Annotated in this window: 17 protein-coding genes; 10 read left to right on the forward strand and 7 right to left on the reverse strand. The window is 74.2% G+C overall.

The window, feature by feature from the left end; genetic code table 11:
- Window positions 1-36: 36 nt before the first annotated feature.
- From ABD268_RS15215 to ABD268_RS15225, 3 genes are read left to right on the forward strand one after another with little or no spacing between them, the layout of a single operon-like run.
- Entirely contained in the window at window positions 37-633 is a 597-nt protein-coding gene (locus ABD268_RS15215; protein ID WP_344153892.1) for a PadR family transcriptional regulator, read from the forward strand.
- Window positions 630-2,648, forward strand: a complete 2,019-nt coding sequence (locus ABD268_RS15220; RefSeq protein ID WP_344153894.1) for an oxidoreductase — start codon at window positions 630-632, stop codon at window positions 2,646-2,648. The genes ABD268_RS15215 and ABD268_RS15220 overlap by 4 nt, the downstream gene beginning before the upstream one ends.
- Window positions 2,649-2,669: 21 nt before the next feature.
- On the forward strand, window positions 2,670-3,815 hold the full coding sequence (locus ABD268_RS15225) for an aminotransferase class I/II-fold pyridoxal phosphate-dependent enzyme (protein ID WP_344153897.1): 1,146 nt from the start codon (window positions 2,670-2,672) through the stop codon (window positions 3,813-3,815).
- 18 nt (window positions 3,816-3,833) lie between these two features.
- Here the strand turns inward: ABD268_RS15225 and ABD268_RS15230 are convergent, their stop codons facing one another.
- Window positions 3,834-5,195 (reverse strand): GH1 family beta-glucosidase, encoded by a 1,362-nt coding sequence (locus ABD268_RS15230; protein WP_344153900.1) that lies wholly within the window; start codon window positions 5,193-5,195, stop codon window positions 3,834-3,836.
- A 15-nt stretch (window positions 5,196-5,210) separates the two neighbouring features.
- Between ABD268_RS15230 and ABD268_RS15235 the strand changes: the two genes are divergently transcribed.
- On the forward strand, window positions 5,211-5,912 hold the full coding sequence (locus tag ABD268_RS15235; protein WP_344153903.1) for a pirin family protein: 702 nt from the start codon (window positions 5,211-5,213) through the stop codon (window positions 5,910-5,912).
- A 131-nt stretch (window positions 5,913-6,043) separates the two neighbouring features.
- Here the strand turns inward: ABD268_RS15235 and ABD268_RS15240 are convergent, their stop codons facing one another.
- A complete protein-coding gene (locus ABD268_RS15240) occupies window positions 6,044-6,973 on the reverse strand; it encodes a diacylglycerol/lipid kinase family protein (protein ID WP_344153906.1) in 930 nt (309 codons plus the stop codon).
- A complete protein-coding gene (locus ABD268_RS15245; RefSeq protein WP_344153909.1) occupies window positions 6,970-8,553 on the reverse strand; it encodes an FAD-binding oxidoreductase in 1,584 nt (527 codons plus the stop codon). Before ABD268_RS15245 ends, ABD268_RS15240 begins: the two co-directional genes overlap by 4 nt.
- Window positions 8,554-8,570: 17 nt before the next feature.
- On the opposite strand from ABD268_RS15245, the gene ABD268_RS15250 reads away from it, so the two are divergent.
- The 5 genes from ABD268_RS15250 to ABD268_RS15270 all read left to right on the forward strand — a co-directional run bounded on the left by ABD268_RS15250 (window position 8,571) and on the right by ABD268_RS15270 (window position 13,483).
- A complete protein-coding gene (locus ABD268_RS15250) occupies window positions 8,571-9,200 on the forward strand; it encodes a TetR/AcrR family transcriptional regulator (RefSeq protein ID WP_344153912.1) in 630 nt (209 codons plus the stop codon).
- A complete protein-coding gene (locus tag ABD268_RS15255; RefSeq protein ID WP_344153915.1) occupies window positions 9,197-10,819 on the forward strand; it encodes a glycerol-3-phosphate dehydrogenase/oxidase in 1,623 nt (540 codons plus the stop codon). Before ABD268_RS15250 ends, ABD268_RS15255 begins: the two co-directional genes overlap by 4 nt.
- Window positions 10,820-10,897: 78 nt before the next feature.
- Window positions 10,898-11,872, forward strand: a complete 975-nt coding sequence (locus ABD268_RS15260) for a sigma-70 family RNA polymerase sigma factor (RefSeq protein ID WP_344153918.1) — start codon at window positions 10,898-10,900, stop codon at window positions 11,870-11,872.
- The gene (locus tag ABD268_RS15265) at window positions 11,869-12,477 is read left to right on the forward strand and encodes a TIGR03086 family metal-binding protein (protein WP_344153920.1); all 609 of its coding nucleotides are present in this window, start codon (window positions 11,869-11,871) and stop codon (window positions 12,475-12,477) included. The genes ABD268_RS15260 and ABD268_RS15265 overlap by 4 nt, the downstream gene beginning before the upstream one ends.
- Before the next feature lie 10 nt (window positions 12,478-12,487).
- Window positions 12,488-13,483 carry a LuxR C-terminal-related transcriptional regulator gene (locus ABD268_RS15270; RefSeq protein ID WP_344153923.1) on the forward strand — a complete coding sequence of 332 codons (996 nt, stop codon included), beginning with the start codon at window positions 12,488-12,490 and terminating at the stop codon, window positions 13,481-13,483.
- A 6-nt stretch (window positions 13,484-13,489) separates the two neighbouring features.
- On the opposite strand, the gene ABD268_RS15275 is transcribed toward ABD268_RS15270, so the two are convergent.
- Window positions 13,490-14,473 carry a DUF2332 domain-containing protein gene (locus ABD268_RS15275; RefSeq protein ID WP_344153926.1) on the reverse strand — a complete coding sequence of 328 codons (984 nt, stop codon included), beginning with the start codon at window positions 14,471-14,473 and terminating at the stop codon, window positions 13,490-13,492.
- 39 nt (window positions 14,474-14,512) lie between these two features.
- The gene (locus tag ABD268_RS15280) at window positions 14,513-15,970 is read right to left on the reverse strand and encodes an NAD-dependent succinate-semialdehyde dehydrogenase (RefSeq protein ID WP_344153929.1); all 1,458 of its coding nucleotides are present in this window, start codon (window positions 15,968-15,970) and stop codon (window positions 14,513-14,515) included.
- Window positions 15,971-16,296: 326 nt separating this feature from the next.
- Between ABD268_RS15280 and ABD268_RS15285 the strand changes: the two genes are divergently transcribed.
- Window positions 16,297-18,396 carry an elongation factor G-like protein EF-G2 gene (locus ABD268_RS15285; RefSeq protein WP_344153932.1) on the forward strand — a complete coding sequence of 700 codons (2,100 nt, stop codon included), beginning with the start codon at window positions 16,297-16,299 and terminating at the stop codon, window positions 18,394-18,396.
- Between the two features lie 39 nt (window positions 18,397-18,435).
- Here ABD268_RS15285 and ABD268_RS15290 read toward each other — a convergent pair whose 3' ends face one another.
- Together ABD268_RS15290 and ABD268_RS15295 are read right to left on the reverse strand one after the other, a co-directional pair.
- Window positions 18,436-20,343 carry a penicillin-binding transpeptidase domain-containing protein gene (locus ABD268_RS15290; RefSeq protein ID WP_344153935.1) on the reverse strand — a complete coding sequence of 636 codons (1,908 nt, stop codon included), beginning with the start codon at window positions 20,341-20,343 and terminating at the stop codon, window positions 18,436-18,438.
- Window positions 20,344-20,363: 20 nt separating this feature from the next.
- Window positions 20,364-21,380 carry an SGNH/GDSL hydrolase family protein gene (locus ABD268_RS15295; RefSeq protein WP_344153938.1) on the reverse strand — a complete coding sequence of 339 codons (1,017 nt, stop codon included), beginning with the start codon at window positions 21,378-21,380 and terminating at the stop codon, window positions 20,364-20,366.
- Window positions 21,381-21,402 lie beyond the last annotated feature (22 nt).

Genomic DNA, 21,402 nt, shown 5'->3' on the forward strand with positions numbered 1-21,402 from the left:
TTGCAACTCGTTGCATAGGTCGGGCATCCTGAGCGCATGGCCCTCGAACACGCGCTGCTGGTCGCCCTGCGCGAGCAGCCCGCGTCGGGGCTGGAGCTGGCGAAGCGGTTCGGCCGCTCGATCGGCTTCTTCTGGCACGCCACGCACCAGCAGATCTACCGGGTCCTGGCCCGGATGGACGCCGACGGCTGGGTCACCGTCACCGAGGTCGCCCAGTCCGGCCGTCCGGACAAGAAGGAGTACGCCGTCTCGCCGGCCGGCGAGCGGGTGCTTGCCGGCTGGCTCGCCGAGCCGACCCCGATGGAGCCGCTGCGCAGCGAGCTGGCCGTCAAGATGCGTGGCGCGTCGTACGGCGACCGCGGGGCGGTGCTCGAGGTCGTCCGCGCCAACCTCGCCGACCACCGGCTCCGGCTCGCCCACTACGAGCAGCTGGAGAAGCGCGACCACCCCCACCCCGAGGCCCTCACCGGCCACGAGCTCGACCAGTACCTCGTCCTGCGCGGCGGCATCCGCCTCGAGCGGTTCTGGGTCGAGTGGCTCACCGAGTACCTGGAATCTCGACAGGCTCGATCACCGGAAGACCCAGCCCGATCACCGGAAGACCCAGCCCGATCGCCGGAGGAATCCCGATGAACTACCCCCACCTGCTGTCCCCGATCGAGCTGGGCGGCCTCACGCTGCGCAACCGCGTGGTGATGGGCTCGATGCACACCGGTCTGGAGGACCGGGTCCGCGACCTGCCGGCGCTGGCGGCGTACTTCGCCGAGCGCGCCCGCGGCGGCGTCGGCCTGATCGTCACCGGCGGCTACGCCCCCAACAAGCGCGGCTGGCTCAAGCCGTTCGCCTCGGAGATGACCACGCGGCTGCATGCGATGCGGCACCGCGAGGTCACCGGGGCGGTGCACGACGAGGGCGGCGCGATCGCGCTGCAGGTGCTGCACGCGGGACGGTACGGCTACCACCCGCTCAGCGTCTCGGCGTCCCGGCAGAGGTCCCCGATCACGCCGTTCCGGCCGAGCGCGCTGTCGACGCGGGCGGTGGACCGCACCGCGACCGACTTCGCGCGGAGCGTGGCACTGGCCCGGAAGGCGGGCTACGACGCGGTCGAGATCATGGGCTCGGAGGGGTACCTGGTCAACCAGTTCCTCGCCGCCCGCACCAACGACCGCACCGACGCGTGGGGCGGCACCGCGGAGAAGCGGATGCGGTTCCCGCTGGAGGTCGTCCGCCGGTCCCGGGAGCTGGTCGGCGACGACTTCCCGATCGTCTACCGGATCTCGCTGCTCGACCTGGTCGAGGGCGGCCAGACCTGGGAGGAGGTCGTCGACCTCGCGCACGGGCTCGAGGAGGCCGGCGTCACCGTGCTCAACACCGGCATCGGCTGGCACGAGGCGCGGGTGCCGACGATCATCACCCAGGTCCCGCAGGGGGCCTGGCGGTGGGCGACGGCGCGGCTCAAGGCCGAGGTGTCCGTCCCGGTCTGTGCCTCGAACCGGATCAACAGCCCCGAGACGGCCGAGTCGATCCTGGCCGCCGGCGAGGCCGACCTGGTCTCGATGGCGCGCCCGCTGCTGGCCGACCCCGACTTCGTCGCCAAGGCCGCCGCCGGCCGCGCCGACGAGATCAACACCTGCATCGCCTGCAACCAGGCGTGCCTGGACCACGTGTTCCAGAACCGCAAGGCGTCCTGCCTGGTGAACCCGCGCGCCTGCCGGGAGACCACGCTCGTCCTCGCGCCGCTCGAGCTGGGACCGACCCGCCGCGCGAGGTCCGTCGCCGTGGTCGGGGCCGGCCCGGCCGGGCTCGCGGCCGCGGTCTCGGCCGCCGAGCGCGGCTTCGCCGTCACCCTGTTCGAGAAGGCGCCCGAGCTGGGCGGGCAGTTCCGGCTCGCGATGCAGGTGCCCGGCAAGGAGGACTTCCGCGAGACGCTGCGCTACTACACCCGCCGGCTCGAGGTCCTCGGCGTCGACGTCCGGCTCGACACCGAGGCCACGGCGCCCGACCTCGCGGCGTACGACGAGGTGGTGGTGGCGACCGGCGTGGTCGGCCGGACCCCGCAGCTCGACGGCATCGACCACGCCAAGGTCGCGTCGTACGCCGAGGTGCTCAGCGGTGCGGTCGTCCCCGGCAGGCGGGTGGCCGTGATCGGCGCCGGCGGGATCGGCGTGGACGTCAGCCACTTCCTCACCCACGACCCGGCCGACGGCCTGGACGACTGGATGGCGCACTGGGGTGTCGGCGACCCCGGCGTGCACCCCGGCGGGCTGACCGAGCGCAAGCCGCGCACCCCGGTCCGCGACGTCACCCTGCTGCAGCGCAAGACCACCCCGATCGGCATCGGGCTCGGCAAGACCTCGGGCTGGGCGCACCGGGCGGTGCTCAAGCAGTCCGGCGTGGTGCAGGTCAGCGGGGTCACCTACGACCGGGTCGACGACGCGGGCCTGCACTACACCGTGGACGGCGAGTCGCAGGTGCTGGACGTCGACCACGTGGTGCTGTGCGCCGGCCAGGAGTCGGTGCGGCACCTGTACGACGACCTGGTCGCCGCCGGCTCGAACGTCCACCTGGTCGGCGGCGCCGACGTGGCCGCCGAGCTGGACGCCAAGCGCGCGATCGAGCAGGGGACGCGGGTCGCCGCCGGCCTGTGACACGCGGCTAGCCTCGGCCACGTGATCGTTGATCTCACCGACGAGCAAGCACGGGCCGCCCTGCCGCTGAAGTGGGGCGCCGTCGAGCCGGGTGTGGTGCCGGCCTGGGTGGCGGAGATGGACTACGCGCTGGCGCCACCGGTGGTGGCCGCGCTGACCGACGCCGTACGCCGCGGCACGGCCGGCTACCCGCCCTTCGGGGACGGCGGGGTCGGCGCGACCTTCGCCGGGTTCGCGCAGCGGCACTGGGGCTGGTCGCCGCCCGACGACGCGTCCGTGGTCGTCGGGGACGTGATCGCCGGCATCCGGCTCGTCCTCGAGGTGCTCTGCCCACCGGGACCGGTCGTCGTGCCCCTGCCCTGCTACCCGCCGTTCCGCGACGTGGTCGCGATCGCGGGCCGGGAGATGGTGGCGGTCGAGCTCGACCCGGACGCGACCGACGCCGCGCTGGACCTCGCGGCGATCGAGGACGCGTTCCGCGCGGGCGCCCGCACGCTGCTGCTCTGCAACCCGCACAACCCGCTCGGCCGGGTGCCGCGACGCGCGGAGCTGGAGGCGCTCGCCGCACTGGCCCGTCGGTACGACGCCCGCGTGGTCGCCGACGAGATCCACGGGCCGCTGGTGCTCCCGGGCCTCCAGAGGACGAATGGCCCAGTGTTCACGCCGTACCTCTCGGTCGACGAGCGCGGCATCCTGGTGACCAGCCCGTCCAAGACGTTCAACACCGCCGGGCTGCACACCGCCCAGGTCGTCGTCCTGGACCCGGCCGAGCAGGCGCGGCTGCGGGGGGTGCCGCTGCCGCAGAACCACGCCTACTCGCCGCTCGGCATGATCGCGGCGGTGGCGTCGTGGCGCGACTGCGACGACTGGCACGCCGCCCTGGTGCGCCGGCTCGACGAGCAGCGCGCGCTGCTGGCCGACCTCCTCGCCGCCCACCTGCCCGAGGCCCGGATGCGGCCGCTGGAGGCTACGTACCTGGCCTGGCTCGACCTGCGCGCCTACGGCCACGACGACCCGGCGGCGGCCGGGCTGGAGCACGGCGTCCGGGTCGCCCCCGGCGCGGACTACCAGCCGGGGCTGGCCGGGCACGCCCGGCTCAACCTCGCCACCAGCCCGGAGCGCCTCGAGACGATCGTGGGCCGGCTGGCGAAGGCACTGACGGGCTGACCGGCTGCCCGGCGCCGCTCAGCCGGCGTGCTTGGGCTGGGCGGCGATCATCGCGGCGTACCAGTCGAAGGACCGCTTCGGCGTGCGCCTCTGGGTCTCGTAGTCGACGTGCACGAGCCCGAACCGCTGGGTCAACCCCTCGGCCCACTCGAAGTTGTCCAGCAGCGACCAGGTGTAGTAGCCGCGCACGTCCACGCCGCGCCGGATCGCGGTGGCGACGGCGTCCAGGTGCGCCTCGAGGTAGTCGATGCGCGGCTGGTCGTCGACGACGCCGTGCTCGTCGGGGCCCGTGCCGTAGGCGCATCCCGACTCGGTGATCATGATCGGCGGCAGCGCGGCGCGGTAGCGGGCCCGTAGCGTGATCAGCCACTCCCGCAAGGCGTCCGGGACGACCGGCCAGCCGAGGTCCGTGGTCGGGTAGCCGACCAGCTCGGGGAACGCGAACGGCATCTCCGACTCCTCGCCGGCGGCCGCGATCTTCATCGGGTTGTAGTAGTTGACCCCGTAGAAGTCGAGCGGCTGGCGGATCGTGGCCATGTCGCCGTCGGCGATGACGTCCTCCATCAGCGGCATCAGGTCGCGGGGGTAGCGACCCAGCAGCATCGGCTCGACGTACATGCCGTTCCACAGCGCGTCGAACAGCTTGGTCGCCCCGACGTCGGCCTCGTCGTCGCTGGCCGGCCACATCGGCGCGTGGTTGTTGGCGCAGCCGATGCTGGTCGCGCCGGCGGACCGGAGCGCGATCGCCGCGCGGCCGTGGCCGAGCAGCAGGTGGTGGGAGACCGGCAGCGAGTCGAACATCAGGGTGCGGCCGGGCGCGTGCACGCCGGTGGCGTAGCCGAGCAACGAGAACACGTTGGGCTCGTTGACCGGGATCCAGTGCTCCACCCGGTCGGCGTACCGCTCCCCCACGATCGCGGCGAACTCGGCGAACCGGTCCACCGTGGCCCGGTTCAGCCAGCCGCCGTCGTCCTCGAGCTCCTGCGGCAGGTCCCAGTGGAAGAGCGTCACCATCGGCTCCACCCCGGACTCGAGCAGGCAGTCGATGAGCCGGTCGTAGAAGTCGAGGCCCTTCTCGTTCGGCGCGCCCGCGCCGGTCGGCTGGATCCGCGGCCAGGACAGCGAGAAGCGGTAGCCGCCGGCGCCCAGGCGCCTCATCAGCGCCACGTCCTCGGCGTACCGGTGGTAGTGGTCGCAGGCCACGTCCCCGGTGGACCCGTCGGCGATCCTCCCCTCCTGCGCGCAGAAGGTGTCCCAGACGCTGGGGCCCCTGCCGTCCTCGGTGGCCGCCCCCTCGATCTGGTACGCCGCGGTGCTGGTGCCGAAACGGAAGCCGGCGGGCAGCTCGGGGAACCGGCGCGGCGGCTGGGGGGAGGGCACGGCACAATTGTGCCCGTGGCCGTGGAGATCCGCCGGAGTTCGGAACGCTTCAGTACCCGAGATGAGGGACGCCTCACCCGGCACTCGTTCTCCTTCGGCGGGCACTACGACCCCGGGAACGTCGGGTTCGGTCCGCTGGTCTGCCACGACGACCACCGGCTCCGCGCGGGCGCCGGGTTCGAGGAGCACCGGCACGCCGACGTGGAGATCGTGACCTGGGTCCTGGAGGGGGCGCTGGAGCACTCCGACGGCACCGGGTCCGCGGCGCTGGTCCGGCCCGGGACCGTGCAGGTGCAGTCGGCCGGGTCCGGCATCGAGCACCGTGAGATGGCCGCGCCAGACGCCGGGCCGACCCGCTTCGTGCAGGCCTGGCTGACGCCCGACGTGCCCGGGATCGAGCCGTCGTACGCCGCCGCGCGGGTGACCCTGCCCGACGGGCAGCTGGTGCCGGTCGCCTCGGGACACCGCTCCGACGCCACGGTGCGGATCGGCAGCGCCGCCGCGACGTTCTGGGTGGCCCGGCTGCCCGGCGGCGCCACCGTCACCCTCCCCGACGAGCCGAGGCAGCACGTCTTCGTGACCCGCGGCGCCCTGACCCGGTCCTCGCTGGCCGAGCCGCTGGCCGACGGCGACGCCTTCCGGATCACCGACCAGCCGGGTCTCGAGCTGACCGCCGCCGTGCCCACCGAGCTGCTCGTCTGGACGTTCACGAGCTGACCACGCCGGCCTGATGGGAGCCGGCACTTTCACCCGCCAGCCGGTGAAACAGGAACTTGTCAGGTGGCGCTTCCCCCGACAAGTTCCACTTTCAGCCCCGGTCAGCCGGTGAAAGAGCCTGCCCTACGGCGTCAGGCCACGATCGACAGGGCGCCGGGCAGCAGCTCGACGGTGGCGGGGTCGTCGCCGAGACCGGGCAGCACGCCCAGCGGCTCGCCGTCGCCACCGACCGGGACGGGCATCCGGGAGCGGGCCCGCAGCTCGACCCGGGTGCCGGTCAGGACGGTGACCTCGGGCAGGGCGACGTGGGAGCCGTCGTACACCTTCGGCAGCGAGCGCATCAGCTCCAGGCGCGAGGCCGCCTCGATCACGACGACGTCGAGACGCCCGTCGTCGACCGCGGCCGCGGGCGCGATCTTCATGCCCTGGCCGTAGTAGGCGGAGTTGGCGACGACGACCGTGGCGGCGGAGTGCTCGCGCTCCACGCCGTCGACCGAGACCCGGTAGCGGCCGGGCCGGTAGGTGGCCAGCGACCGCAGCGCGGCGTACGGGTACTGCAGCCGCCGGGGCAGCCGGTGCGCCCGGTCCACCAGCTCGGCGGCGCGGGCGTCCACGCCGGAGTAGACCGATCCCGCGACCACGCGCGGCGGAGCGCCGGGCAGGGACAGCGAGAGCAGGTCGACCCGGCGCACCGAGCCCTCGAGCAGCAGGCGCGCCTGGCCGACGGGGTCGGCGGGCAGCCCGAGCATCCGGGCGAAGTCGTTGCCCCGTCCGGCGGGCAGCACCGCGAGCGTGCCGCCGCCGTCGGCGACCAGCCCGGCGAGCGAGGAGAGCATCCCGTCGCCGCCGACCGACACCACCACGTCGCCCCGGCCGACGGCCTCGCCGACCAGCGAGACCATCGCCTTCGGGCCGGGCGAGTAGGTCACGTCGACCGTGGCGCCGGCCTCGCGGAGCAGCCGGGCCACCGGCACCACCGCGTCGGGCGCGGCCCCGCCCCCGGAGGCGGGGTTGACCAGGAAGGTGAAGCTGCGGGGCCCGGGCTGCGGCAGGGCGCTCATGGGATGAGGACCCCCGGGTTGAGGATCCCGGTCGGGTCGAGCTCGGCCTTGACCGCGCGCAGGATGCCGACCCCGACCGGCCCGATCTCCTGGGCCAGCCACGGCTTGTGGTCGGTGCCGACCGCGTGGTGGTGGGTGATCGTCGCGCCGGCCGCGATCATCGCGTCGCTGGCGGCGGCCTTCGCCGTCAGCCACCGCCCGACTGGGTCGTCACCCTCGCTGGTCGCCACCGTGAAGTAGAGCGAGCAACCGGTCTCGTAGACGTGCGAGACGTGGCAGAGCACCATCGTCGGGTCGCCGAGCGCCGACTCGAGCGCGGCCTTCACGTCGGCGTACAGCCGCTCGGCGTTCGACCAGAAGGTCGCGGTCTCGAGGGTCTCGACGAGGACGCCGACGTCGAGCAGCGCGTCGCGCAGGTACGGCGCGTGGAAGCGGCCGTGCGCCCAGGCCAGGCCCGGCTCCTCCCCCAGCCACTCGCCGCCGAGGCCGGTGAGCACCGCGGTCGCGGCCGCCTGCCTGGCCGCGACGGCCTCCCGCTCGCCCTCGAAGCCGGCGATCATCAGGCAGCCACCGGCGCCGCTGCCGCCGATCTCGTCGGGCCGGGCGAGGTTCAGGGAGGTCTCGGCCTCGTCGGAGAGCCGGATGACCGTCGGCAGCAGCTCGGACTGGGCCAGCGCGCGCATCGCGGCGGCGCCCGCGCTGAACGACGGCCACCGCCAGCCCTCGTAGAGCTTCACCGCCGGCAGCCGGCGCACCCGCACCGTCACCGACGTGATGACCCCGAAGGCGCCCTCGGACCCGAGCACCAGCTGCCGCAGGTCGGGGCCGGCCGCGTTGGCGGGGGCGCTGCCCAGGGTCAGCGGGCCGTTCGGGGTGACGACGGTGAGCCCGACGACCAGCGAGTCGAAGCGGCCGTAGCCGGCGCTGGACTGGCCGCTGGAGCGGGTCGCGGCGAAGCCGCCGATGGAGGCGTACTCGAAGGACTGCGGGTAGTGGCCGAGGGTCAGCCCGAGCTCGGCCAGCAGCGCCTCGGCCTCGGGGCCGCGCAGGCCGGGCTCCAGGGTGGCGGTCATCGAGACGGGGTCGACGTCGACCAGCCGCTTCATCCGGCACAGGTCGAGGCTGACCAGCCCGGCGTACCCGTCCCGACGCGCGGCCAGGCCGCCGGTCACCGACGTACCGCCACCGAAGGGCACCACCGCGAGGTGGTGCTCGACCGCGAACGCGATCACGGCCGCGACGTCGTCGGCACCCCCGGGCCGGACCACGGCGTCCGGCGCGTCGGACAGGTCACCGGCGCGGGCGCGCAGCAGGTCCGGGGTCGACTTGCCGCGGGTGCGCAGCCGGCGGGAGTCGTCGTCGGTGAGCACGTGCTCGGCGCCGAGCAGGTCGCGCAGGCCCGCGAGCAGGGCCGGCTCGATCGCCGGGGCCGGCAGCGGGGCGGCCGTCACCGCGGGTCGCTCGACCAGGCCGAAGGCCATCTCGATCAGGCCGCGGGCGGCCTCGGGCAGGGGGGCGGCGGCGGCGGGATCGCCCCAGCGCTGGGGGTGCATCTCGACCGCGGTCTTCTCGGGGGGCACGTGTTACAGTGTGACACATGACGTCACTTCGTCACAACGGCTCCGAGGGCCCGCGCAGCAACCAGCGGGAGAACGAGCCCGGCCCCAGGGACGGCTACCTCGACGCCGCCCGGGACTGCATCCTCGACCTCGGCTGGCGGCGTACGACGCTCACCGAGGTGGCGCGCCGGGCCGGGGTGTCCCGGATGACGATCTACCGCACCTGGTCCGACATGCAGCAGCTGCTCGGCGACCTGATGACCCGGGAGTGGGCCGGCGTGGTGGCCGCGATCGTCGCCACCGAGGACCCCGAGGCGTCGGCCGTGGACCGGCTGGTCGGCGACCTCGTCGGGTCGGTGCGCAACCTGCGGGAGAACGAGCTGTTCCTGCGCATCGTCGAGCTCGACCCCGAGCTGCTGCTGCCCTACCTGCTCGCCCGCCGCGGCCGCTCCCAGGACGCGATCCTGGAGATGGTGGCGGCGGCGATCCGGCAGGGCCAGGAGTCCGGGGCGGTCCGCGCCGGCAACCCGGTGGCCATCGCCCGCAGCCTGGTGCTCGCCACCCACGGCTTCGTGCTCTCGACCCACACCATGGTCGACGACACGGTCAGCGCGGACGAGCTCGACGCCGAGCTCGCCGAGCTGCTGACCCGGGCGCTGCTGCCATGACGCAGCCGGTCAGGAACCGCAGGTCCGGGAGCCGGGATCTCACGGTTGGTGACCGAGCCGCAGCCTCCCGGCGCATCACCCCGGGGCTCGCCGACGCACCCACGGACGTCGACCTGGTGGTCGTCGGGCTGGGGATCACCGGCGCCGGGGTCGCGCTCGACGCGGCCACCCGTGGGCTCCGGGTGCTGGCGGTCGACGCCCACGACCTGGCGTTCGGCACCTCCCGGTGGTCCTCCAAGATGGTCCACGGCGGGCTGCGCTACCTGGCCAAGGGGCAGGTCGGCGTCGCCCACGAGAGCGCGGTCGAGCGGGGCATCCTGATGGAGGTGACCGCGCCCCACCTCGCCCGGCCGATGCCCATGGTGGTGCCGCTGAACTCCGCGGTCACCCGCCTCCAGGCCGGCGTCACCCGGGCCGGCCTGCTCGCCGGCGACGCGCTGCGCCGCGGCGCCCGCACCCACCCCGAGACGCTGCCCCGGCCGCGCCGGCTGTCGGCCACCGAGACCCTCCGGCTGGCGCCCGCGCTGCGCCCCGCCGGCCTGCGCGGCGGCCTGCTGTCCTGGGACGGCCAGCTCGAGGACGACGCCCGGCTGGTCACCACGGTGGCGCGCACCGCCGCGTCGTACGGCGCCCACGTGCGCACCCACGTCCGCGTGCTGTCGGCCACCGGGACCGAGGTCGAGCTGCGCGACGAGCTCACCGGCGCGACCTCGACCGTGCACACCCGCGGCGTCGTCAACGCCGCCGGCGTCTGGGCCGGTGACCTCGTCGACGAGGTGACCCTGCGGCCCAGCCGCGGCACCCACCTGGTGCTCCGGGCCGAGAGCGTGCCCGGGCTGCAGGTCTCGGTGTTCGCGCCGGTGCCGGGCGAGACCAACCGCTTCGTGCTGGTGCTGCCGCAGCCCGACGGCACCGTCTACGTGGGCCTCACCGACGAGCCGGTGGAGGGTCCGGTCCCGGACGTGCCCGAGCCGTCGGAGCCCGAGATCGGCTTCCTGCTCGACGTCGTCTCGGCCGCGTTCGCCCGCCAGCTCCACCGCGACGACGTCGTCGGCGCGTTCGCCGGGCTGCGCCCGTTGCTCGACATGTCCTCGGACGGCGCCGACGGTGCCACCCCCGGCGGCGCCACCGCCGACCTGTCCCGCAAGCACGCCGTGCTCACCTCCCGGACCGGAGTGGTGACCGTGGTCGGCGGCAAGCTCACGACGTACCGCCGGATGGCCGAGGACGCCGTGGACGCCGCCCTCGCCGGAGCCGGCCTGGCCGCGAGGCCGTGCCGCACCCGCCGGCTGCCGCTGCTCGGCGCCGCTCCGCGCGAGGAGCTGGCCCGGCTGGAGCTCTCGCCCCGGCTGGTCCGCCGCTACGGCACCGACGCCGAGCTGGTGCTGGCCGCCGCCCGCGAGGTGAGCGGACTGGGTGACGAGGAGCTGCTCGCCCCGGTCGCCGACGGCATCCCGGTCACCCTCGCCGAGCTGCTCTTCGGCGTCACCCACGAGGGCGCCGCCGACGTCGACGACCTGCTGGACCGGCGTACGCGCGTCGGCCTCGTCCTCGCCGACCGCGAGCTCGCCCGGCCCGCCGCCGAGCGGGCGCTCGAGATCGCCGCCCGCCCCCGATGACCCGACACCGATGACTTCGGGCGTCGACGCCGGTCTGCCCCACGAGGCAGACTGGACGGACGACGAGGGAGCAGGCAGATGAGCACGAGCACCGAGCTGGATGACTTCCCGACGCTGACGCAGCGCTACCAGCGCGAGCTGCTCGCGCACTGCTACCGGATGAGCGGGTCGGTCCACGAGGCCGAGGACCTCGTCCAGGAGACCTTTCTGCGGGCATGGAAGGCCGCGGCCGACTTCGAGGGCCGGTCCTCGGTGCGGACCTGGCTGTACCGGATCGCGACCAACGTCTGCCTGACCAGCCTGGAGGGGCGGCCCCGCCGCCCGCTGCCGGCCGGCCTGGGCACCCCCGACGCGCTCGCCGGGGACGCGCTCGAGCTGGACCACGAGATCGCCTGGCTCGAGCCGGTCCCGGACGCCGCCGTCGTGGTCGCCGAGCGCGACTCCATCCGCCTCGCGTTCGTCGCGGCCCTCCAGCACCTGCCGGCCCGGCAGCGCGCGGTGCTGATCCTGCGCGACGTGCTCCGCTGGTCCGCGGCCGAGGTGGCGGAGGCGCTGGACACCTCGACGGCGGCGGTGAACTCCGCGCTCCAGCGCGCCCACGCCCAGCTCGCCGACCGCCGGCTCACCGAGGAGACGGTCCGGCCCGACCTGACCCCCGCGCAGCACCAGCTGCTGGACCGGTACGTCGAGGCGTTCTGGCGCAAGGACGTCGACACGATCGTCAGCATGCTCACCGCCGAGGCGGTCTGGGAGATGCCGCCGTTCACCAGCTGGTTCCGCGGGCCGGCGAAGATCGGCTGGCTGATCGGCAACGAGTGCCCGGGCGGCTCCCACGACATGCCGATGCTCGCCACGTCCGCCAACGGCCAGCCCGCGTTCGGCCTCTACATGCGCGCCCCCGAGGGCGACTTCCACCCGTTCCAGCTGCAGGTCCTCGAGCTGGACGGCGACCTGGTCCGCCACGTCAGCGCGTTCTTCGACCCGCGGCTGTTCGCCACCTTCGGGCTGCCCGAGCGGCTCCCCGCCGACCACCCTGCCCCGGTCGCCCGGTGATTCCCGCGCTCGACGGTGCCGTCGAGCTGCTGGAGCGGTCGCTGGGCTACACCCGGGTCGCCCTCGCCGACGTCGACGACGACGTCCTCGACCGGCCCACCCCCTGCTCCGCGTGGCGGCTCGACGGGCTGCTCGCCCACATGGCCGACTCCCTCGACGCCTTCACCGAGGCGGCCGCCGGCTGGGTCGAGGTGCGCCCGCCGGCCCCGTCGCCGAGCCCGGTCGCGGCCCTGCAGGACAAGGCCTGCGCCCTGCTCGGGGCCTGGGCCCGGGCCACGCCCCGCCTGGTGACGGTGGGTGACCTCCCGGTGGCCGCGCCGCTGCTCGTCGCCACCGCCGCGCTGGAGGTGGCCGTGCACGGCTGGGACGTGGCGCAGGCGACCGGGCGCGGCGCCCCGGTCCCGCCCCGGCTGGCCCGCGACCTCCTGCCGGTGGCGCACCTCGTCGTGTCCGCGGAGGACCGCGGGGTGCGGTTCGGCGCCGAGCTGACCGCGACCGGGACGGCGTACGACGCCCGGCTGCTCGCGTTCCTGGGCCGTGACCTGACTGGTCCACCACGACGGATTCGCGCCAATCCGGGCACGGGACCGGGCGCCGCTTCCTAACCTGTGCACCGTGCACGGGTCCGAGGCAGTCGAGGGCGCCCTCGGCGACCTCCCCGAGGCCCTGCTCGGCGGGTACGCGCTGGCCCGCGCGGGCCTGACCACCGAGGCGCTGGTGGCCCTCGACGGCCTGCGCGACGCGGCCGCTCTCCCCGACGCCGGCACGGTGCTGCTCCTCGCCGCGACCATGGACTGCCGCCTCGCCCGCGGCGACCTCGGCGAGGCGCTCGCCCTCGGCGACGCGCTGGCGCCGCACCGCGTGCTGCCCGGGCCGACGGGGGCGCTGGCGCAGCACGCGCACGGGGAGCTGGCCGCTGCCCTGGGCGAGCCCGAGCGCGCCGCCCGGCACTTCGCCCTGGCGGGCCGGCTGCTCGAGGGGCACGACATCGACCCCGGCCTGGTGCCGTGGCGGCTGGGGGCCGCGCTCGCGGCGGTGCGGCTCGGCCAGCGCACCGAGGCGGCGCGGCTGGCGCGCGAGCAGCTCGACCTGGTGCAGCACGCCGGGTCGCCGTACGCCGTGGCCCTCGCGCTGCGGACGGTCGCGACCACCGATGCCGGCGCCGACCCGCTGTCCCTGCTCCGCCGGGCCCGGGCGAGCCTCGACGGGCTCCCGGCCGGGCGGCTGGCCGCGCAGATCGACACCGACCTCGCCGGGCTGCTGATGCTGACTCCGGGCGCTAGGGGCACGGCGGAGGCCCTCACCCTGCTGCGCCGCGCCGAGGAGTACGCCGGCGGCGAGGAGCTCTGGCCACTCCAGGGCCGGGTCCGTCGGCTGCTCGAGCGGCTCGGCGAGCCTCCCCGCCGGGTCCGGGCCGAGGCGCTCGCGGCGCTCACCGCCTCCGAGCGCCGGGTCGCGCGGCTGGCCGCCCACGGGCTCACCAACCGCGAGATCGCCCAGGAGCTCGTGGTCACGGTCAAGGCCGTCGAGTGGCACCTCTCCCACGTCTACCGCAAGCTCGAGATCCCGTCCCGCGCCCGCCTCGCGGCGACGCTGGGCCTCCCGGTCTGACCGGAGTCAGCCCAGCCAGGTCATCGCGTGGCCGTGGCCGTGCGTCCAGGCGACCGCACGCCCGTCGATCCCCATCACGAAGGTGGCGAGCTCGTCGGGCACCTCGGGACCGGTCGCCGTCACGTCCGGGAGCACCCGCTTGCCCTCGTTGCTCACCCAGTGGCAGCGGCCCTCGGCCACCAGCCCGGTCATCATCTCGTGGAACCGCACGCGGTCGTCCGGCTCGAGGTAGGCGATGACGGCGGTGTGGAACACCACCACCGGGCCGTGCGCGGCCACCCGGTCGACGAGGTCCGGCAGCTCCTCGAGCAGGTTGCCGCGGACGATCTCGGGCGGTTCGGTGCGCGCCACCGCGATCGCCTGCTCCAGCAGCGCCCGGCGCTCGTCGTGCTCGGGGAAGACCAGCGTGGTCAGCCACCGCATCGCGTCGTCATCGGTGACGTCGAGCGGGTTGAGGTCGACACCGCCGCGCCACGCCACCGTGGGCGGCTCGGCCGGCAGCGGGGCCGGTCCGGTGACGGCGCAGGCCAGCGTCGGCCCGTCGCCGGCGGTCACGGTCCCCCCGTCGGTGCTCCACTCGTAGTGGTACCGGTCCGGGTAGAGGCACAGCCCCGCGCTCGCGCCGACCTCCAGCAGCGCCATCGGCTCCCCCGCCGACAACGCCGCGAACGCCGGGGTGAGCGTGGCCAGGCGCCCGGCCTCGTTGGTCTGCGTCGAGCGCTCGAGGATCGTGGCGCGGATCCGGCCGTCGTCGCCGAGCAGCGCGTCCCGCAGCGCGGCGTACGCCCCGGGAGCCGGTACGCCGTGCCACCGGGCCGCGGCGAAGACCAGGTTCGGCTGCTGCTTGATGCCCGGCAGGCCCGCGATCCAGGCCTGCACCTCGGGGTCGTCCACCACGCCGAGGGACCACTCCTCCAGGCACGGGGAGTACCCCCGCGCGTAGGCCGCGAAGTCGGCGTACTGGGTGACGACGTCGGTGTGCAGCTCCATGGTCGTCGATCCTGCCGCAGCCCGGTGGTCGGTCCGGCGTCAGGTCACCGGCAGCGCGACGTAGGTGGTCTCGAGGTACTCCTCGATGCCCTCGAAGCCGCCCTCGCGGCCGAACCCGCTCGCCTTCACCCCGCCGAACGGCGCCGCCGGGTTGGAGACCAGGCCGGTGTTGACCCCGACCATGCCGAACTCGAGCGCCTCCGCGAGCCGGATCGTGCGCGACAGGTCGCGGGTGAAGACGTAGGACGACAGGCCGTACTCGGTGGCGTTGGCCTGCCGGACCGCCTCCGCCTCGGTCTCGAAGGTGGTGATCGGGGCGACCGGGCCGAAGATCTCCTCGACGTTGATCGCGGAGTCGGCCGGCACGTCGAGCAGCACGGTCGGCGGGTAGAAGTAGCCGTCGCCGCCCGGCGCCTCGCCGCCGACGACCACCCGGGCGCCGTCGTGCACGGCGTCGGTGACGAGCTGGCTGACCGACTCGACGGCCTTCTCGTCGATGAGCGGGCCGACGTCGACGCCGTCGTCCTGGCCGCGGCCGAGGGTGAGCGCCCCCATCCGCTTGCCGAGCTTCTCGGCGAACTCCTCGGCGACGTCGGCGTGCACGAGGAACCGGTTCGCGGCCGTGCAGGCCTCGCCCATGTTGCGCATCTTCGCGATCATCGCCCCGTCCACCGCGGCGTCGACGTCGGCGTCGTCGAAGACGAGGAACGGCGCGTTGCCGCCGAGCTCCATGCTGACCCGCTGGAGCTGGTTGGCGGACTGCTTCACCAGCAGCCGGCCCACGCCGGTCGACCCGGTGAAGCTGACCTTGCGGAGCCGGTCGTCGGCCTGGAGCGTCTCGCTGAGCTCGCCGGTGTGCTTGGTGGTCACCACGTTCAGCACGCCGGCCGGGAGGCCGGCCTCGGCGAGGACCGCGGCCAGGGCCAGCATCGTCAGCGGTGTCTGGGCGGCCGGCTTGATCACCATCGTGCAGCCGGCGGCGATCGCGGGGCCGATCTTGCGGGTGCCCATCGCCAGCGGGAAGTTCCACGGCGTGATGAACAGGCAGGGGCCCACGGGCTTCTTGATGGTCAGCAGCCGGCTGCCGCCGGCGGGGGCCTGCATCCAGCGGCCGTGGATCCGGACCGCCTCCTCGGAGTACCACCGGAAGAACTCGGCGCCGTAGGCCACCTCGCCCTTGGCCTCCTTGACCGTCTTGCCCATCTCGAGGCTCATCAGGTGGCCGAGCTGGTCGGCGCGCTCCATGATCATCTCGAAGGCCCGGCGCAGGATCTCCCCGCGCTCGCGCGGCGGGGTGGCCGCCCAGTCGGCCTGCGCGGCCACCGCGGCGTCGAGCGCCTCGACCGCGTCGGGGATCGAGGCGTCGGCCACGTCGGTGATCACCGAGCCGTCGGCCGGGTCGATCACGTCGAAGCGTGCACCGTCCTCCGCCTCGCGCCAGGTGCCGCCGATGAAGAGGCCCCGCTGGTCGGGGCCGAGGAGATCGAGTCCGTTCATGGGCCCAGCCAAGCACGTACTTCAAACCAGAGACAGGCCCCCGGCGGTCATGGGATTCTGTGACGGTCGACTCCGGAGGGAGCACCTTGTGGTCGACGCGAACCCCTTGCTGACCCCATGCAGTGAGGGGTTCTCCCCTGCTCCGCCGCCGCTTCGTCCCCTGTCGTCGGCAGAGCCGGACCCGGTGCGCGGGGGCCTGGCCCCCGCGCGCCGGCGTGAGCAGGTCGAGACTCCGCCCGCTGGACCCTTGCGCCCGGGCCCCGACAGGAGTTGCCTCGGAGTCAGACATGCCTGGCGGCCGGACGGCCCGAGAACGAGGTGACGACATGGCGGACAAGGGGAGCTCGCGCAGAGCATCGGGCCAGGATCTGGAGGCGAGCAGCCCGGACCGGGTCCGCAACGTGGTGCTGGTGGGGCCGTCGGGCTCCGGCAAGACCACCCTGGTCGAGACGCTGCTCGCCGCCTCGGGTGCCCTCACCCGTGCCGGGTCGGTGCGGGAGGGAAGCACCGTCTGTGACTTCGAGGAGTCCGAGCAGGCGCACAACCGCTCCATCTCCCTCGCGGTCGCGCCGCTCGTCCACGACGGCACCAAGGTCAACCTCGTCGACACCCCCGGGTACGCCGACTTCGTGGGCGAGCTGCGGGCCGGCCTGCGAGCCGCCGACTGCGCCCTGTTCGTGGTGGCCGCCAACGAGGGGGTGGACGACGCGACCCTGACGCTGTGGCGCGAGTGCGCGGACGTCGGCATGCCGCGCGCGGTGGTGATCACGAAGCTCGACCAGGCCCGTGCCGACTACGACGGGCTGCTCCGCCATGCCCAGGAGGCCTTCGGCGACAAGGTGCTGCCGCTCTACGTGCCCCAGCGCTCCGGCGACGAGGTGACCGCGCTGACCGGGCTGCTTGCCCCGGGTGGGGAGGCGCCGGAGGACCTGCGCGGCGAGCTGATCGAGGCGGTCATCGAGGAGTCCGAGGACGAGACGCTGATGGACCGCTACGTCGGCGGGGAGGAGATCGCCGAGGACGTGCTCACCGCCGACCTCGAGCGGGCGGTGGCCCGCGCGACGTTCTTCCCGGTGGTGCCGGTCTGCTCGACGACCGGCGTCGGCTGCCGCGAGCTGCTCGACCTCGCCACCCGCGGCTTCCCGTCGCCCTCCGAGCACCCGGCGCCCGACGTGTTCGCCCCGTCCGGCAAGGCGACCCCGTCCATCTCCTGCGACCCGGACGGGCCGCTGGTGGCCGAGATCGTGCGGACCACCAGCGACCCGTACGTCGGGCGGCTGAGCCTGGTGCGCGTCTTCTCGGGGTCGCTGCTGCCGGACCAGCCGGTGCACGTCTCGGGCCACTTCACGTCGTTCTTCGGTGAGACCTCCGGCCACGACGACCACGACGAGGACGAGCGGCTCGGCGCGCTGGCGTACCCCTTCGGCCGCGTCCAGGTGCCCGCCTCCCGGATCGTGGCCGGCGACATCGGCGCGGTCGGGCGGCTGACCCGCGCCGAGACCGGCGACACACTCTCGTCGGTCGAGGACCCCCGGGTGCTGCGGCCGTGGTCGATGCCCGAGCCGCTGCTGCCGATCGCGATCGTCGCGCACAGCAAGGCCGACGAGGACAAGCTCTCCCAGGCACTGGGCCGGCTCGGTGCCGAGGACCCCTCGCTGCGGATCGAGAACAACGCCGAGACCCACCAGCTCGTGCTGTGGTGCATGGGCGAGACGCACGCCGAGGTGCTGCTCGAGCGGCTCACCTCCCGGTACGGCGTCAACGTCGACCAGGTGCCGTTCACGGTGTCGATGCGCGAGACGTTCGCCGGGCCGGCCAAGGGCCACGGCCGGCACGTGAAGCAGTCCGGCGGGCACGGCCAGTTCGCGGTGTGCGACATCGAGGTGGAGCCGCTGCCCGAGGGGGCCGGTTTCGAGTTCGTCGACAAGGTCGTCGGCGGCGCCGTGCCCCGCCAGTTCATCCCCAGCGTCGAGAAGGGGCTGCGCGCCCAGATGGAGCGCGGGGTCCGCAACGGCCACCCGGTCGTCGACCTGCGGGTGACGCTCACCGACGGCAAGGCGCACAGCGTCGACTCCTCCGACATGGCCTTCCAGACCGCCGGGGCGCTCGCGCTCCGCGAGGCCGCGGCGTCGACGACGATCACGATGCTGGAGCCCTTCGACACGGTCACCGTCATCGTCCCCGACGACCTGGTGGGCGGGGTGATGAGCGACCTCTCCGCCCGCCGCGCCCGGATGCTCGGCACCGACAAGGTCGGCGAGGACCGGACCAGCATCGTGGCGGAGGTGCCGCAGACCGAGCTGGTCCGCTACACCGTCGACCTGCGCTCGGCCAGCCACGGCTCGGGCACCTTCACCCGGTCCTTCGCGCACTACGAGCCGATGCCCGACGACGTCGCCGCCCGGATCCCCCCGCGGGAGCGGTAGGCGCGGCACTTTCCCCGGTCAGCCGGGGAAAGTGCCCCCTCACGAACGCGCGGCCCGCAGGAACGCCTCGAGGATCGGGCCGGCGGTGCCGGAGCCGGACTCGCCCCTGTCGACGAAGACGGCGACGGCGAGGTCACCCTGGGCGGCGATCATCCAGGCGTGGGTGAGCACCTTCCCGTCGGTCTCGAACTCCGCCGTACCGGTCTTCGCGATCACCGGCGGGCCGGGTACGTCGAGCAGCTGGCTGCCGCTGCCGGAGGTCACCACGCCGCGCAGCATCGAGCGCAGCGACCCGGCCTCCTGCTCCGAGACCGGGGTGACCCCGTCGGGCGCGGAGACGTCGACCGAGGTGACCAGGCGCGGCACGACCAGCGAGCCGGACTGCACCGAGGCGATCACGGTCGCCATCACCATCGGCGAGGCCAGCACCTTGCCCTGGCCGATCATGTCCGCCGCGGCCTCGGTGTCCGACGCGGCCGGCTCGACGCTCCCGAAGTACGCCGGGAAGCCGAGGTCGTGGTCGACCCCGAGGCCGAGCGAGGCGGCCGAGTCACCCAGGTCCTGGTTGCCGAGCTTCCCGGCCTGGGAGATGAAGGCGGTGTTGCACGAGTTGGCGAGCGCGGTCCGCAGCGGGATCCGGCCGATGCCGCCGGCCGGGTAGTCGGAGTAGTTCTTGAACGACTTGCCGTCGACCGTGATCGTCGCCGTGCACGGCACGACCGTGTCCGGCGTCAGGCCGGCCCGCAGCAGCGCGAGCGTGCTGACGCTCTTGAACGTCGAGCCGGGCGCCAGCTGCCCGTAGGTCGCCATGTTGTAGCCGTTGTTCCCGGGCCCGTTCGCGGCGGCCAGGATGTTCCCGGTCGAGGGACGGATCGCGACCAGGGCGCTCGCCGGCCCGACGTCGGCGAGCAGCCGTTCGGCCGTGAGCTCGAGCTCCTCGTCGAGGGTCAGCTGCAGCGGCTTGCCCCGCGTGGGCCCGACCCGGAACAGCTCGCGATCCTTGCCGTCCGACCCGACCGCGTCGACCACGGCCCCCGGCGTGCCCCGCAGCCGGTCGTCGTACCTCGCCTGCAGCCCGGAGAGGCCTGCCTCGTCACCGGGCTGGTAGACCTCCGGGTGGTCCTTGACCATCTCCGCGGTCACCTCGCCGACGGTGCCCAGGATCGGCGCGGCGAACTCCTTGGTCCGCGCCAGCGGCAGGTCGTCGCCGAGGGCGAGCACGCCCGGGATGCCCTCGTAGTTGTCCCCCACCGACTCCGGCACCGCGTCGGCGCGGTAGACGATGGCCTCCACGAACGCCTTGTCGCCGGCGGCCTCGACCCGCTTGGCGTACGCCGAGGCGTCGATGTCGACCAGCGCGGCGAGGCGGCGCGCGGAGGCGCCGGCGCGCTTCGCCGGCACCCGCGAGCGGTCGATGCCGAAGCGGACCACGGGCCGCTCGGTGACCAGCTTGCTGCCCCGCGCACCGAGGATCTGGCCGCGCCCGGCCGCGATCGGCGTCAGGTCCAGGGTGAAGCCGTCGGTGAGGCTGGGCTCGACGAGCGCGCGGTCCCAGGCGACCTGCCACTCGTCGTCGACCTCGGTCATCCGGGCCTCGGTGTCGTAGGTCCACTCCCGGCCACCGACCGGCCAGGTCCAGGTGAGCGTGGCGGTGGCGGAGTCGCCGGACTCCTCGACCGCGCCGGCCGTCACGGCGGGCTCGGTGCCGCCCATCCCCTCGACCGTCGCGGTGTAGTCCTTCGTGACCTCGCCCGGCGTCTGCTGGGTGAATGCCACGTCGGTGAAGGTCCCCGAGGACAGGGCGCCGGCCAGTGAGTCGGCCGCCTCGTCGGGGTCCGGGCCGGTCACCTTCGACACCGAGTCGCACCCGGCCAGCAGCACGCCGACGAGCGCGGTCGTGGCGAGACCGGCGGTGGTGGTCCAGGCGTTGGTCCGGTGAGCCCCCATGGCCCCGGTTCTACCAGCCCTCAGTGGCGTGCGAGCCAGTGGTCGAGGTCGACACCGGCCCGGCGCGCCGCCACGCGCGCCTCGCGGCCGGTCAGGTCGGGGGCCGTGAAGGACTCCGGCACGATCGCCGCGTCCTGGGCGGCGTACGCCCGCTGCCGGGCGGCGAGCGCGCCCCCGGAGGCGGCCGCGGCCCGGAGCGTGGCCGCGCTGACCGTCACGGTGGCGCCGGTGAGCAGCGGGCTGACCTGCGGGGTGTAGCCGGACGAGTGGCCGGCGCGGTTGGGGTGGTAGCTCTCGCTGACCGGGTACGACAGCCCGTTGAGCCACTCGACGTCGTCGCAGACCGCGTGCCCGACGAACCGGCTGGTCGGGTTGGCGAAGGCGAAGGCATGCGCCGAGGCGGCACTCGCGAGCTTGCTGTTGAGCAGGTCGGCGGTGGCGTTCAGCCGGGTCTCCTCGGCCGGCGAGAACCAGGTGCCGGCGTTGCAGTCCTCCCCGTTGAAGATCCGCGGGTAGCCCACCACGACCACCTTGGCGGCGCTCGCCCGGCCGCGGATCGCGGCGTACAGCGTCGACAGTGCCGACGGCAGCTTGTTGTTGATGTAGGACTGCGCACCGTCGATGGCACCGTTGCAGCTGCTCATCCAGCCGGGCTGCGCGCACTCGGTGAGCACGTCGGCGAACCCGGCGTCGTTGCCGCCGATCGAGATCGTCACGTAGCTGGTGGTGGACGTGAGCGCGCCGAGCTGGGTGTTGGTGACGTCGGGGATCTTGGCGCCGGAGCAGGCGCGGAAGTTCAGCGCGTAGCCGCGCGCCGCCGCGATCAGGCTCGGGTAGGCGTACGTCGAGCGCTGGCAGCTGGTCCCGTCGTCGAGGTAGCTGCGGGTCCCGACGCCCGAGGAGTAGGAGTCACCGAGGGCGACGTACGACGGGGCCGCCGCCGCGGCGGGTGCCGCCGGGGCGGGCAGCGCGGTGACGCAGCCCAGGACGGAGAGGGCGAGGACGGCAAGGGCGAGCAGACGCGGGTGGACGCGCACGAGGACCTCCGAGAGTGCCGAG

Origin of the sequence: Nocardioides koreensis, assembly GCF_039531775.1 — a bacterium.
GTDB lineage: Bacteria > Actinomycetota > Actinomycetes > Propionibacteriales > Nocardioidaceae > Nocardioides > Nocardioides koreensis.

What these genes read in the sequence shown, in the direction of transcription:
- ABD268_RS15215 (WP_344153892.1), top strand. Translation starts at nt 37, where the DNA reads ATGGCCCTCGAACACGCGCTGCTGGTCGCCCTGCGCGAGCAGCCCGCG.
- ABD268_RS15220 (WP_344153894.1), top strand. Translation starts at nt 630, where the DNA reads ATGAACTACCCCCACCTGCTGTCCCCGATCGAGCTGGGCGGCCTCACG.
- ABD268_RS15240 (WP_344153906.1), bottom strand. Translation starts at nt 6,973, where the DNA reads ATGAGCGCCCTGCCGCAGCCCGGGCCCCGCAGCTTCACCTTCCTGGTC.
- ABD268_RS15250 (WP_344153912.1), top strand. Translation starts at nt 8,571, where the DNA reads ATGACGTCACTTCGTCACAACGGCTCCGAGGGCCCGCGCAGCAACCAG.
- ABD268_RS15255 (WP_344153915.1), top strand. Translation starts at nt 9,197, where the DNA reads ATGACGCAGCCGGTCAGGAACCGCAGGTCCGGGAGCCGGGATCTCACG.
- ABD268_RS15260 (WP_344153918.1), top strand. Translation starts at nt 10,898, where the DNA reads ATGAGCACGAGCACCGAGCTGGATGACTTCCCGACGCTGACGCAGCGC.
- ABD268_RS15275 (WP_344153926.1), bottom strand. Translation starts at nt 14,473, where the DNA reads ATGGAGCTGCACACCGACGTCGTCACCCAGTACGCCGACTTCGCGGCC.
- ABD268_RS15280 (WP_344153929.1), bottom strand. Translation starts at nt 15,970, where the DNA reads ATGAACGGACTCGATCTCCTCGGCCCCGACCAGCGGGGCCTCTTCATC.
- ABD268_RS15285 (WP_344153932.1), top strand. Translation starts at nt 16,297, where the DNA reads ATGGCGGACAAGGGGAGCTCGCGCAGAGCATCGGGCCAGGATCTGGAG.
- ABD268_RS15290 (WP_344153935.1), bottom strand. Translation starts at nt 20,343, where the DNA reads ATGGGGGCTCACCGGACCAACGCCTGGACCACCACCGCCGGTCTCGCC.